Source organism: Streptomyces cathayae (assembly GCF_029760955.1).
In the GTDB taxonomy this organism is placed as follows: Bacteria; Actinomycetota; Actinomycetes; order Streptomycetales; family Streptomycetaceae; genus Streptomyces; species Streptomyces cathayae.
The window spans coordinates 6101841-6114512 of record NZ_CP121682.1 but is presented as its reverse complement, the minus strand read 5'-3'; the positions used below and the strand labels follow the sequence as shown (position 1 = coordinate 6114512).

Here is a 12672-nt window from a genome sequence, read left to right as displayed (position 1 = left end):
CCCTGTGACACACTCCTGCGGAGCGGGGCGCTGTCGAGCGGAACCGGCTGAGCCGACGGCGACCGCACTGAGGCATTCAGGGGTGGGCATGGGGAACAGCGGTGCAATGGAAGTGCGTTGGGAGCGCTCGCGTACCGAGCGGCTGACCGAGGGACTGACCGTCGCCGTGGCGTCGGTCCTCTCGTTCGGTCTGCTGGCCTATCCGGCGGCCTTTTTCGGCGCAGCCGTCCGGCACCTGGTCACCGACACCGGCACCACCGTGTTCAGTCGGCTCTCGGCGCCGCTGGTCTTCCTCACCTTCGTGGCGCTGCCGCTCGTCCTGGCCCGAGTGGTGTTCCGTTCGGGCCTGCGCAAGGGCTACGAGCGGCTGACGGCGGCGGTGTCGGCAGCGCTGACGCTGCTCGGCTCGTCCGTCGTGTCGTTCGCGGCTCTGGGCCTGATCATCGTGTACGCGGACTGAACTCCGGCTCCCGCACCGGTGGGGCGACGAGTGCCGGCGCGGGCAGCGCGATACCGGGAGAAGCCTGTGCGCGCACGAGCGCCCTCCCGGGCCGTTCTGGGGCCGTGGGAGGGCGCTCGGCGCTGACCGGGGCTGTGGACTCTGCCGGTGGTCAGTTGTGGTTGTGCAGGACGTCGTTGAGGCCGCCCCAGACCGCGTTGTTCGGGCGGGCCTCGACCGTGCCGGTGAGCGAGTTGCGGCGGAAGAGGATGTGGGAGGCGCCGGACAGCGCGCGGGCCTTGACGACCTCGCCGTCGGGCATGGTCACGCGGGTGCCCGCGGTGACGTACAGGCCGGCCTCGACCACGCACTCGTCGCCGAGCGCGATACCGACGCCCGCCTCGGCGCCGATCAGGCAGCGCTCTCCGATGGAGATGATCACGTTGCCGCCGCCGGACAGCGTGCCCATGGTGGAGGCGCCGCCGCCGACGTCCGAGCCGTCGCCGATGACGACGCCCGCGGAGATGCGGCCTTCGATCATCGAGGTGCCGAGGGTGCCCGCGTTGAAGTTGACGAAGCCCTCGTGCATGACCGTGGTGCCCTCGGCGAGGTGGGCGCCCAGGCGGACCCGGTCGGCGTCGGCGATGCGGACGCCCTTGGGGGTGACGTAGTCCGTCATCCGGGGGAACTTGTCGACGGACGTCACGGCCAGGTGCAGGCCCTCGGCACGGGCGTTCAGCCGCACCTTCTCGACGTCGTCGACGGCGACCGGGCCGAGCGAGGTCCAGGCGACGTTGGCGAGGCAGCCGAAGATGCCCTCCAGGTTCTGGCCGTGCGGCTTGACCAGACGGTGCGAGAGCAGGTGGAGGCGCAGGTAGGCGTCGTGGGCGTCGACCGGCTTCGCGTCGAGCGAGGAGATGACCGTGCGGACCGCGACCACCTCGACGCCCCGGCGGGCGTCCGGCCCGATCGCCGCGGTCGCGCCGCCACCGAGCAGTTCGGCGGCGCGCTCGGCGGACAGCCGCTCGGTGCCGGACGGGCCGGGCGCGCCGGAGAGTTCGGGGGCGGGGAACCAGGTGTCGAGGACGGTGCCGTCGGCGGCGAGGGTGGCGAGGCCGGCGGCCACCGCGCCGGTGGTGCTCTGAGCAGTCGTGTCGGTCATGAGGGCAACCTAACCAGCCGGGGCCCGGGGATGCGAACCGGTGTCGCGCCGTCTCAGGTACCGGAGACGACCCGGTCCAGCATCTCCCGCGCGTACGCCTCGTCGTACGGTGTGCCGGTCAGCAGTACCTGGAGGCAGATGCCGTCCATCAGGGCGACCAGGGCGCGGGCCGTGACCGGGTCCGTGCGGCGGGACAGCAGCACGGTGACGTCCTCGCACCACTCGGCCGCCACGGGGCGCAGCGCGGGCCGGCGCAGGGCGGCCAGATACAGCTCGTACTCCAGCTCGACGCCGGTGCGCTCGCCGTCGAGCCATTCGCCGAGCAGCCCGGCGAGCTCGGTCGCCAGGTCGGTGCGTGTGTCCTCCAGGCCGCCGCGGGAGGCGATGGCCTTGGCGAAGCCCTCGTTCGCCTGGCGCAGCGCGGCGACCATCAGCTCGTCGAGGGTCTTGAAGTGGTACGTCGTGGAGCCGAGCGGCACATCGGCCTCGGCGGCGACGCTGCGGTGGCTGAGCCCCGCGATGCCGCTCCTGCCGACCACCCGGATCGCCGCGTCGATGATCCGCCGGCGCCGCTCGGGGTCGTACCGCCGGGCCATCAGTGCGCGCCGCCGAGGTTGAGCACGACCACGCCCACGATGATCAGCGCGATGCCGAGGGCCTTGAGGGCGGTGAGTCCCTCCCCCATGAACAGGACGCCGATCGCGGCGATGGCGGCGGTGCCCACCCCGGCCCAGATGGCGTACGCGGTGCCGATGGAGAGGGTGCGCAGTGTCTGGGCGAGCAGGCTGAAGGAGACCACGTAGCCGAGCAGGGTCAGCAGTGAGGGCCAGAGTCTGCTGAAGCCGTCGCTGTACTTCATGGCGGTGGTGGCGCCCACCTCCGCGACGATCGCTCCGGCGAGCAGCAGGTATCCCATGTGTACGAGCGTACACAACGAACGGCCGCACCAGCGCGTAAAAAGGAAAAGAGGAACGGCGGGTGGTCCCCGCAGGGGGTCACCCGCCGTTCCTCCGACGTGCGTGCGGCCGGTCGGCCGGTCGTGCCTCGGCTCAGACGTTGAAGCCGAGCGCCCTCAGCTGCTCACGGCCGTCGTCCGTGATCTTGTCGGGGCCCCACGGGGGCATCCAGACCCAGTTGATGCGCAGCTCGTTGACCAGGCCGTCCGTCACGGACTTGGCCTGGTCCTCGATGACGTCCGTCAGCGGGCAGGCCGCGGACGTGAGGGTCATGTCGATGGTCGCCACGTTGCCGTCGTCGACGTGGACGCCGTAGATCAGGCCGAGGTTGACGACGTCGATGCCCAGTTCGGGGTCGACGACGTCCATCAGGGCCTCGCGGACCTCCTCCTCGGAGGCCGGTTTCATCTCCACGGTCTCACTCATGCCGTTGTCCTTTCGGCGTCGGAGCCCAGTGCCTGGGCCGTCGCGTCCTTCCACGCCATCCAGCTGAGGAGGGCGCACTTGACCCGGGCCGGGTACTTGGAGACCCCGGCGAACGCGACCGCGTCCTCCAGGATCTCCTCCATCGCGTCGTCGGGCTCGATCTTCCCCTTGGACTGCATCAGTTCCAGGAAGGTCTCCTGGATCTTCTGCGCCCTGGCGAGTTCTTCACCGACCAGCAGCTCGTTCAGCACGGAGGCGGAGGCCTGGCTGATGGAGCAGCCCTGCCCCTCGTAGGAGACGTCGCTGATCGTCGTGCCGTCGTACTTCACGCGCAGCGTGATCTCGTCGCCGCACGTCGGGTTGACGTGGTGCACCTCGGCGTCGCCATCCCGCAAGCCCCGCCCGTGCGGGTTCTTGTAGTGGTCCAGGATGACTTCCTGGTACATCGAATCCAGCTTCATGCGATCGCTCGCCAGCCCCTCAGCCGAAGAAGTTCCGTACGTGCTCCAGTCCGTCGACCAGAGCGTCGATCTCGGCCGGCGTGGAGTACAGATAGAACGACGCTCGCGTGGTCGCGGGAATTCCGTACCGGAGGCAGACCGGCCGCGCGCAGTGGTGGCCGACCCGGACCGCGATGCCCTGCTCGTCGAGGACCTGGCCCACGTCGTGCGGGTGGATGTCCCCCAGCGTGAAGGAGATCGCGGCGCCGCGGTCCTCGGCCGTGGCGGGGCCGATGATGCGCAGGTCCGGGATCTCGGTCAGGCGCTTGACGGCGTATTCGGTGATGGCGTGCTCGTGGGCGAGGATCCTGTCCATGCCGATGGCGCTCAGGTAGTCGATCGCCGCGCCCATGCCGACCGCCTGCGCGACCGGCGGGGTGCCCGCCTCGAACTTGTGCGGGGCCGGGGCGTACGTCGACGAGCTCATCGACACGGTCTCGATCATCTCACCGCCGCCGAGGAACGGCGGCAGGTCCTCGAGCAGTTCCTGGCGGCCCCACAGGACGCCGATGCCGGTCGGAGCGCACATCTTGTGGCCGGTGAAGGCCACGAAGTCGGCCTGGAGGGCCTGGACGTCCATCGGCATGTGCGGCGCCGCCTGGGAGGCGTCGATGCACACCAGGGCGCCGACCTCCTGGGCGCGGCGCACGATCGCCTCGACCGGGTTGACCGTGCCCAGGATGTTGGACACCAGCACGAAGGAGACGATCTTCGTCTTCTCGGTGATGATCTCGTCGATGTTCGACAGGTCGAGGCGGCCGTCGTCGGTGAGGCCGAACCACTTCAGCTTCGCGCCCGTGCGCTGCGCGAGCAGCTGCCACGGCACGATGTTGGAGTGGTGCTCCATCTCCGTGATGACGATCTCGGTCTCGTGGTCCACCCGGTAGGGCTCGTCGGCCCAGCCGAGCATGTTGGCCACGAGGTTGAGCGACTCGGAGGCGTTCTTGGTGAAGATCACCTCGTCGCGGCTGGGCGCGTTGATGAACGCGGCGACCTTGTCGCGTGCGCCCTCGTACAGTGCCGTGGCCTCCTCGGCGAGGACGTGCACTCCACGGTGGACGTTGGCGTTGTGGCGCTCGTAGTACTCGCTGAGCGCGTCCAGTACCTGACGGGGCTTCTGGCTGGTCGCCGCGTTGTCCAGGTAGACCAGTTTCCGCCCGTCGTGGAGCTGGCGGTCCAGGATCGGGAAGTCCTTGCGGATCGCCTCGGTGTCGAGGAGGCCCGGCAGCTGTGTCACGCGGATGCGCCACCCTTCACGTATGCCTCGTAGCCCTCGTTCTCCAGCTTGTCCGCGAGCTCGGCGCCGCCGGACTCGGCGATCCGGCCGTCGGCGAACACGTGGACGTAGTCGGGCTTGATGTAGCGCAGGATGCGCGTGTAGTGCGTGATCAGCAGGGTGCCGACCTCGCCGGACTCGCGGACCCGGTTGACGCCCTCGGAGACGACGCGCAGCGCGTCGACGTCCAGACCGGAGTCGGTCTCGTCGAGGATCGCGACCTTGGGCTTGAGCAGCTCCAGCTGGAGGATCTCGTGGCGCTTCTTCTCACCGCCGGAGAAGCCCTCGTTGACGTTGCGCTCGGCGAAGGCGGGGTCCATGTGGAGGCGCTCCATGGTCTCCTTGACCTCCTTCACCCAGTGGCGCAGCTTGGGCGCCTCGCCGCGGATGGCGGTGGCGGAGGTGCGCAGGAAGTTGGAGACGGAGACGCCGGGGACCTCGACCGGGTACTGCATGGCGAGGAAGAGGCCGGCGCGGGCGCGCTCGTCGACGGACATCTCCAGGACGTCCTCGCCGTCGAGGGTGACGGTGCCGCCGGACACGGTGTACTTGGGGTGACCGGCCAGGGCGTAGGCGAGGGTCGACTTGCCGGAGCCGTTGGGGCCCATGATGGCGTGCGTCTCGCCCTGCTTCACGGTGAGGTCGACGCCCTTGAGGATCTCCTTCGTGGCGTTGTCGGCCTCGACGGTGACGTGCAGGTCTCGGATTTCAAGCGTTGCCATGGGTGCCTCAGGACTCCTGGGTGAGGGAGGCGCGTACGTCGACAAAGACGCTGCCCCCTTCGATCTTTACGGGGTATACGGGGACGGGGCGGGTGGCCGGAAGACTGTCGGGCTTGCCCGAGCGGAGGTCGAAGCGCGAGCCGTGCAGCCAGCACTCGATGTGGCAGTCGTCGACCTCGCCCTCCGAGAGGGAGACGTTGGCGTGCGAGCAGATGTCGTTGATCGCGAACACCTCGCCCTCGGTGTGCACGAGGGAGACCGGCGTGCCGTCGAGTTCCACTCTTTTCGGAGTGTCCTCCTCCAGCTCGCTCAGTCCGCAGGCGCGTTGAAAGGTCATGCGACCGCGGCCTCCAGCTCCTCCTCGATCTTGGCGATCAGGCGCTCCTCGATGTCCGGGACGCCGATCTGCTGGACGAGTTCGGCGAAGAAGCCGCGGACCACCAGACGACGGGCGTCCTTCTCGTGGATGCCGCGGGCCATCAGGTAGAAGAGCTGCTCGTCGTCGAAGCGGCCGGTCGCGGAGGCGTGGCCGGCTCCGACGATCTCACCGGTCTCGATCTCCAGGTTGGGCACGGAGTCGACGCGGGCGCCGTCGGTCAGCACCAGGTTGCGGTTCATCTCGTAGGTGTCGGTGCCCTCGGCCTTGGCCTCGATGAGCACGTCACCGATCCACACGGCGTGCGCGTCGTCGCCCTGGAGCGCGCCCTTGTAGGCGACGTTCGACGTGCAGTGCGGAACGTTGTGGTCGACCAGGAGGCGGTGCTCCTGGTGCTGGCCGGCGTCGGTGAAGTACAGGCCGAGCAGCTCGGCCTCACCGCCGGTGCCCGCGTAGACCACCCGGGGGTGCAGCCGGACCACGTCGCCGCCGAAGGTGACGACGACCGACTTGAAGGAGGCGTCGCGGCCGACGAGGGCGTTGTGCTGGGCGACGTGCACGGCCTTGTCGTCCCAGTCCTGGATGGAGACGACGGTGAGCTTGGCGCCGTCGCCGAGGACGTACTCGACGTTCGCGGCGAGCACCGCGTCACCGGTGTGGTCGATGACGACGACCGCCTCGGCGAAGGCGCCGAGCTCGATCACCTGGTGCCCGTAGGCAGCGCCGCCCTCGCCGTGCACCGCGATGCGGATCGGCTCGGTGAGGACGGTCTCCTTCGGCACGGTCACGACCGAGGCCTGTTCGAAGGAGCTGTACGCCTGGGCGGCGACGCGGTCGACCGGCTTGCCCGCCCGGCCGAGCCGCGCGTCGTCGCGGCCGACGGTCTCGACGCGGACGCCCTCGGGTGCGTCGATCGCCACCTTGACGCCTTCGCCGGTGGCGGCGGCGGTGCCGTCGTGCAGACCGCGCAGCCGCTCCAGCGGAGTGAACCGCCACTCCTCCTCACGGCCGTGGGGGACGGGGAAGTCCGCCACGTCGAAGGACGGGGGCGCGCTCATGCGGGTGGCGACGGTCGACTCCGCGGCGACCGCGATCGAGCCCGCGGTGGTGGAACCCACGGGGATGTTCTGAGCCTCAGCCATGGCTGTCGTAGTGCTCGCTTTCCTTTGCGTAAGGGGCTTGACGGAACGGCGTGGTGGGTTAGCCGACCGCGCCTTCCATCTGCAGCTCGATCAGCCGGTTGAGTTCGAGCGCGTACTCCATGGGGAGTTCCTTGGCGATCGGCTCGACGAAGCCGCGCACGATCATCGCCATCGCCTCGAACTCGGACAGACCGCGGCTCATCAGGTAGAAGAGCTGGTCCTCGGAGACCTTGGAGACGGTCGCCTCGTGGCCCATGGAGACGTCGTCCTCGCGGACGTCGACGTAGGGGTAGGTGTCGGAGCGGGAGATGGTGTCCACGAGCAGCGCGTCGCACAGCACGTTGGACTTGGCGCCGGGAGCGCCCTCACCGATCTCGATCAGGCCGCGGTAGGAGGTACGGCCACCGCCGCGCGCCACCGACTTGGAGACGATGTTCGACGAGGTGTTCGGGGCCATGTGGACCATCTTGGCGCCGGCGTCCTGGTGCTGGCCCTCGCCGGCGAAGGCGATGGACAGGGTCTCGCCCTTGGCGTGCTCGCCCATGAGGTAGACGGCCGGGTACTTCATCGTCACCTTGGAGCCGATGTTGCCGTCGACCCACTCCATGGTCGCGCCCTCATAGGCCACGGCGCGCTTGGTGACCAGGTTGTAGACGTTGTTCGACCAGTTCTGGATCGTCGTGTAGCGGCAGCGGCCGCCCTTCTTGACGATGATCTCGACGACGGCGCTGTGCAGCGAGTCCGAGGTGTAGATCGGGGCGGTGCAGCCCTCGACGTAGTGGACGTAGGCGTCCTCGTCGACGATGATCAGCGTCCGCTCGAACTGGCCCATGTTCTCCGTGTTGATCCGGAAGTAGGCCTGCAGCGGGATGTCCACGTGGACGCCCTTGGGGACGTAGATGAACGACCCGCCGGACCACACGGCCGAGTTCAGCGACGCGAACTTGTTGTCGCCGACCGGGATGACGGTGCCGAAGTACTCCTGGAAGAGCTCCGGGTGCTCCTTCAGCGCGGTGTCGGTGTCGAGGAAGATGACGCCCTGCTCCTCCAGGTCCTCGCGGATCTGGTGGTAGACGACCTCGGACTCGTACTGCGCGGCGACACCGGCGACCAGGCGCTGCTTCTCCGCCTCGGGGATGCCGAGCCGGTCGTAGGTGTTCTTGATGTCCTCGGGCAGGTCCTCCCAGGAAGCGGCCTGCTTCTCGGTGGAGCGCACGAAGTACTTGATGTTGTCGAAGTCGATGCCCGACAGGTCCGAGCCCCAGTTCGGCATGGGCTTCTTGTCGAACAGCCGCAGACCCTTCAGCCGCAGCTTCAGCATCCACTCCGGCTCGTTCTTCTTGGCGGAGATGTCGCGGACGACGTCCTCGTTCAGACCGCGCTTGGCCGCGGCGCCTGCCTCGTCGGAGTCGGCCCAGCCGAATTCGTACGTACCCAGGCCCTCGAGTTCGGGGTGGGCAGTCTCCGTGGGGAGAGTCATGCGGGGTTCCTCCCGGCCGTGCTTGCAGATGCGTTGTGGATGTGCGGCGAAGTCTTCTTCGCAGAAGTCTTCGAAGTCTGTGTCGACGCCTGTTTCGACGTCTGCGAGGTGCGTGCGGCCTTGACGGACCGCGGCGCGGACGCCGCCGTCTGCGCACCCTTCGGGATGAAGGTGGTGCAGACACCGTCGCCGTGCGCGATGGTGGCCAGCCGCTGCACATGAGTACCGAGCAGCTCGGCGAAGAACTCCGTCTCCGCCTCGCACAGCTGCGGGAACCGCTCGGCCGCGTGGGCGACCGGGCAGTGGTGCTGGCACAGCTGCTCGCCCTGCTGCGGGTCGGGGGCGCTGCGCGCCGTGGCAGCGTACCCGTCCGCGCTGAGCGCCTTGGCCAGCGCCCGGGTCCGCTCCTCGGGGGCCGCGGCCTCGACCGCCTCGCGGTACGCGCCGGCCTGGGCGGCGATCCGGGCGCGGGCGAACGCCGCGATCGCCTCGTCACCGCCCCCCTGCTCGCCGATCCAGTGCAGGGCGTCCACGGCCAGCTCGTCGTACGACTGGTCGAAGGCGTCCCGCCCGCAGTCCGTGAGGGCGAAGACCTTGGCCGGGCGCCCGCGGGTGCGTGCGCCGTAGACCCGCCGTTCGCGCGCCTCCACGATGCCGTCGGTGACCAGGGCGTCGAGGTGGCGGCGGACGGCCGCCTGGGTCAGCCCGAGCCGCTCGGCGAGCTCGGAGACGGTCGACGGGCCGTGGTCCAGCACGGACCGAGCGACCCGGTTGCGGGTGGACCGCTCACCGGTCGCAAGTTCCTCCTGGGGAGCCTCGCCAACCTTTTTCACAACGCCATTGTTGCGTAATTCATCGGGGACGGGCAAGCCGCGTCCGTTCTCCCCCGGGTGCGCTGCGTCACTTAGGTGAACCTAATCCGACCTGCGGAAACGATCTTTGATCGATCGGACCGGCCGCTCCCGGTGCCGCTCGGGGAACCCTCCCGGGCAGGCCCGCACCCGCCCCCGGCGTCCGGGGGCCCCGGCGCGTCCCTAGACTCGTGACCCATGCGAAGTGAGCCCGTGGTCCAGGTGCAGGCCCTGGTGAAGCGGTACGGCACGAAGACCGCGGTGGACGGCCTCGACCTGGTGGCACGACAGGGCGTGACGGCCGTGCTCGGACCCAACGGGGCGGGCAAGACGACCACGGTCGAGACCTGCGAGGGATACCGGCGGCCGGACTCCGGCACGGTGCGCGTCCTGGGCCTGGACCCGGTCCGGCAGTCGGCCGCACTCCGGCCCCGGATCGGTGTGATGCTCCAGTCCGGCGGCGTCTACTCGGGCGCGCGGGCCGACGAGATGCTCCGCCACACGGCGAAACTGCACGCCCACCCCCTGGACGTGGACGCGCTGATCGAACGCCTCGGGCTCGGCTCCTGCGGCCGTACGACGTACCGGCGGCTCTCCGGCGGGCAGCAGCAGCGGCTCGCGCTGGCGATGGCCGTGGTCGGGCGCCCGGAACTGGTGTTCCTGGACGAGCCGACCGCCGGACTCGACCCGCAGGCCCGCCGCGCCACCTGGGACCTCGTACGGGATCTGCGCGCCGACGGGGTCTCCGTCATCCTCACCACGCACCACATGGACGAGGCCGAGCAGCTCGCCGACGACGTCGCGATCATCGACGCCGGCCGGGTGGTGGTCCAGGGCAGTCCCGAGGAGCTGTGCCGGGGCGGCGCCGAGAACACCCTGCGCTTCTCGGGCCGGCCGGGGCTGGACGTGGCCTCCCTGCTCAAGGCCCTGCCGCCCGACTCCCAGGCCGCCGAGCTGACCCCCGGCTCGTACCGGGTCGTCGGCGAGGTGGACCCGCAACTGCTCGCCACGGTGACGTCCTGGTGTGCGCAGCACGGCGTGCTGCCGGACCGGATCTCGGTCGAACGACACACCCTCGAGGACGTCTTCCTGGAGCTGACCGGCAAGGAGCTGCGTTCTTGAACCCTCCCCCAGCTGAAGCAGGGGGATTCCTGGCTCAAGCAGCTCATTCACTCAGCAAGCGAACGAGTCTGACGCTCTCAGCACCAGCCGGGACGGAACCTGCCCGGTTGCCCATTCAAGACAAAGGAGTTGCGCGTGCTTGGCTCTCGCGACGCACGGCGCTCAGCCTACCCGGCCATCCGGGCGGTCTTTCACCTTTTGGGCGAAATCCCGTTCCCTGTCCTGCTCCGCAGGATTCCGATTCATCCCCCGGCTGAAGCCGGAAGCGTCCTCGGAGGTTTCCAGTGAATCAGGTAAATCCAGCGCATCCGGTGCATCAGGTGACTCCGGCGGCCACGGGGACCGGCGCGTACGCGCCGCAGCCGGGCGCGGCTCCGCTCCCCCGCATGATCGCGGCGCAGGCCCTGCTCGAGACGAAGATGCTGCTGCGCAACGGCGAGCAGCTGCTGCTCACCGTGGTGATCCCCACCCTGCTGCTGGTGCTGTTCAGCACCGTGGACATCGTGGACACCGGCGAGGGCGCGGCCGTGGACTTCCTCGCCCCCGGGGTCCTCGCCCTGGCGGTGATGTCGACGGCGTTCACCGGACAGGCCATCGCCACCGGCTTCGAGCGCCGGTACGGGGTGCTGAAGCGGCTGGCGGCCTCACCGCTGCCGCGCTGGGCGCTGATGACCGCGAAGACGCTGTCGGTGCTGGTCACCGAGGTGCTCCAGATCGTCCTGCTCACGGTGATCGCGTTCGCGCTGGGCTGGTCGCCGCAGGGCAACCCGCTCACCGTGCTGCTGCTGCTGGTGCTGGGCACGGCCGCCTTCTCGGGGCTCGGTCTGCTGATGGCGGGCACCCTGAAGGCCGAGGCGACGCTGGCCGCCGCCAACCTGGTGTTCCTGCTGCTGCTCGTCGGCGGCGGGGTCGTCGTGCCGCTGGACACCTTCCCCCAGGGCGCGCAGAACCTCCTCGGCCTGCTGCCCATCGCGGCGCTGTCGGAGGGCCTGCGGGACGTGCTCCAGCACGGGGCGGGACTGCCCTGGGGCGACCTCGGGATCCTCGCCGTGTGGGCGGCGGCGGGGCTCGCCGCGGCGGGCCGCTTCTTCCGCTGGGAGTGAGCAGGCTCCCCGGCATCTCCGGCCCGCCGACCGGGACCCTCGTGAAAGCGTGCACAAGCGGGCGCCCTACGATGGACGCGTGCCAAACGTGACCCGCGCCGACGCCCAGGCGGTCCTGCGCAACCCGCTCGCCTTCATCGCCGCACGCTGGACCCCGGACCCCCGGACGGTCCGGCGGGCGGCCCTCGCCGCGCTCGTCATGGCGGTGGTCATCGTGGTCACCGGTGGAGCCGTACGGCTGACCGGCTCCGGCCTGGGCTGCCCCACCTGGCCCAAGTGCACCGACGACTCGCTCGTCTCCACCCGGGAGATGGGCCTGCACGGGGTCATCGAGTTCGGCAACCGCCTGCTGACCTACGTGCTGTGCGCCGCCGTCGGCTGGGCGATCGTCGCCGCGCGCTCCCAGAAGCCGTACCGGCGCAGCCTGACCCGGCTGGGCTGGGCGCAGTTCTGGGTCGTGATGGGCAACGCGATCCTCGGCGGCATCGTGGTCCTCGTCGGCCTCAACCCGTACACGGTCGCGGCGCACTTCCTGCTCTCCTCGGCGCTGATCGCGGTGGCCACGGTGATGTGGCAGCGCACCCGCGAGGGCGACGGGGAGCCCCGGCCGCTGGTCGGCGCAGCCGTGCGGCAGCTGGTGTGGTTCCTGGTGGTGGCGTCCGTCCTGGTCATCGCGGTCGGCACGGTGGTGACCGGTTCGGGACCGCACGCGGGTGACTCCAGCGAGGTCCCGCGGATGCCGCTGGACCCGGCGATGGTCAGCAAGGTGCACGCCGTGCTGGCGTGGATCGTGGCGACGCTGACGTTCGCCCTGTGGTTCGTGCTCAAGGCGGTCGACGCCCCCGCGGGTCCGCTGCACCGCACCCGCGAACTGTTCCTGATCATTCTCGCGCAGGGTGTGATCGGTTATGTGCAGTACTTCACGGACCTGCCCGAGATCCTGGTCGGCGCCCACATGTTCGGCTCCTGCGTCATGTGGATCTGGGTGGTGCGGGTGCTGCTGTCCCTGCGGGAGCGGCCCGAGGCCGCGGCCGACCTGCCGGACACGGCGGGTCCGGCGGACACGGCGGCCGGGACGAGGCTGACGACCGCCTGAGCCCGCGGGGCCGTGGTCGCG

Annotated in this window: 15 protein-coding genes; 4 read left to right on the top strand and 11 right to left on the bottom strand. The window is 69.9% G+C overall.

Going from position 1 to position 12672, the window contains the following annotated elements:
* Nucleotides 1-106: 106 nt before the first annotated feature.
* Nucleotides 107-460, top strand: a complete 354-nt coding sequence (locus PYS65_RS27885) for a hypothetical protein (RefSeq protein WP_279336696.1) — start codon at nt 107-109, stop codon at nt 458-460.
* A gap of 151 nt (nt 461-611) precedes the next feature.
* On the opposite strand, the gene dapD is transcribed toward PYS65_RS27885, so the two are convergent.
* The 11 genes from dapD to PYS65_RS27830 all read right to left on the bottom strand — a co-directional run bounded on the left by dapD (nt 612) and on the right by PYS65_RS27830 (nt 9312).
* Nucleotides 612-1601, bottom strand: coding sequence for a 2,3,4,5-tetrahydropyridine-2,6-dicarboxylate N-succinyltransferase (gene dapD / locus PYS65_RS27880; RefSeq protein WP_279336695.1), 990 nt, complete (start codon nt 1599-1601; stop codon nt 612-614).
* A 53-nt stretch (nt 1602-1654) separates the two neighbouring features.
* A complete protein-coding gene (locus PYS65_RS27875) occupies nt 1655-2197 on the bottom strand; it encodes a TetR/AcrR family transcriptional regulator (RefSeq protein ID WP_279336694.1) in 543 nt (180 codons plus the stop codon).
* Nucleotides 2197-2517 (bottom strand): DMT family transporter, encoded by a 321-nt coding sequence (locus tag PYS65_RS27870; RefSeq protein WP_279336693.1) that lies wholly within the window; start codon nt 2515-2517, stop codon nt 2197-2199. The genes PYS65_RS27875 and PYS65_RS27870 overlap by 1 nt, the downstream gene beginning before the upstream one ends.
* Nucleotides 2518-2650: 133 nt before the next feature.
* The gene (locus PYS65_RS27865; RefSeq protein WP_279336692.1) at nt 2651-2983 is read right to left on the bottom strand and encodes a metal-sulfur cluster assembly factor; all 333 of its coding nucleotides are present in this window, start codon (nt 2981-2983) and stop codon (nt 2651-2653) included.
* Nucleotides 2980-3444, bottom strand: coding sequence for a Fe-S cluster assembly sulfur transfer protein SufU (gene sufU / locus PYS65_RS27860; protein WP_279336691.1), 465 nt, complete (start codon nt 3442-3444; stop codon nt 2980-2982). The genes PYS65_RS27865 and sufU overlap by 4 nt, the downstream gene beginning before the upstream one ends.
* A gap of 19 nt (nt 3445-3463) precedes the next feature.
* Entirely contained in the window at nt 3464-4720 is a 1257-nt protein-coding gene (locus PYS65_RS27855) for a cysteine desulfurase (protein WP_279336690.1), read from the bottom strand.
* Nucleotides 4717-5481 (bottom strand): Fe-S cluster assembly ATPase SufC, encoded by a 765-nt coding sequence (sufC, locus tag PYS65_RS27850; RefSeq protein WP_279336689.1) that lies wholly within the window; start codon nt 5479-5481, stop codon nt 4717-4719. The genes PYS65_RS27855 and sufC overlap by 4 nt, the downstream gene beginning before the upstream one ends.
* A 7-nt stretch (nt 5482-5488) precedes the next feature.
* Nucleotides 5489-5818, bottom strand: coding sequence for a non-heme iron oxygenase ferredoxin subunit (locus PYS65_RS27845; protein ID WP_279336688.1), 330 nt, complete (start codon nt 5816-5818; stop codon nt 5489-5491).
* Nucleotides 5815-6999, bottom strand: coding sequence for a Fe-S cluster assembly protein SufD (gene sufD, locus PYS65_RS27840; protein ID WP_279336687.1), 1185 nt, complete (start codon nt 6997-6999; stop codon nt 5815-5817). The genes PYS65_RS27845 and sufD overlap by 4 nt, the downstream gene beginning before the upstream one ends.
* A 58-nt stretch (nt 7000-7057) precedes the next feature.
* Complete coding sequence (gene sufB / locus PYS65_RS27835) at nt 7058-8479, bottom strand: Fe-S cluster assembly protein SufB (protein WP_279336686.1); 1422 nt, start codon at nt 8477-8479, stop codon at nt 7058-7060.
* On the bottom strand, nt 8476-9312 hold the full coding sequence (locus PYS65_RS27830) for a helix-turn-helix transcriptional regulator (protein ID WP_279336685.1): 837 nt from the start codon (nt 9310-9312) through the stop codon (nt 8476-8478). Before PYS65_RS27830 ends, sufB begins: the two co-directional genes overlap by 4 nt.
* Nucleotides 9313-9528: 216 nt before the next feature.
* On the opposite strand from PYS65_RS27830, the gene PYS65_RS27825 reads away from it, so the two are divergent.
* From PYS65_RS27825 to PYS65_RS27815, 3 genes are all read left to right on the top strand, one after another.
* Nucleotides 9529-10452 carry an ABC transporter ATP-binding protein gene (locus tag PYS65_RS27825; RefSeq protein ID WP_279336684.1) on the top strand — a complete coding sequence of 308 codons (924 nt, stop codon included), beginning with the start codon at nt 9529-9531 and terminating at the stop codon, nt 10450-10452.
* A 386-nt stretch (nt 10453-10838) separates the two neighbouring features.
* A complete protein-coding gene (locus PYS65_RS27820; protein ID WP_279336683.1) occupies nt 10839-11555 on the top strand; it encodes an ABC transporter permease in 717 nt (238 codons plus the stop codon).
* Nucleotides 11556-11643: 88 nt separating this feature from the next.
* Nucleotides 11644-12651: a COX15/CtaA family protein gene (locus PYS65_RS27815; protein WP_279338100.1), complete on the top strand. Its 1008-nt coding sequence runs from the start codon at nt 11644-11646 to the stop codon at nt 12649-12651.
* Nucleotides 12652-12672 lie beyond the last annotated feature (21 nt).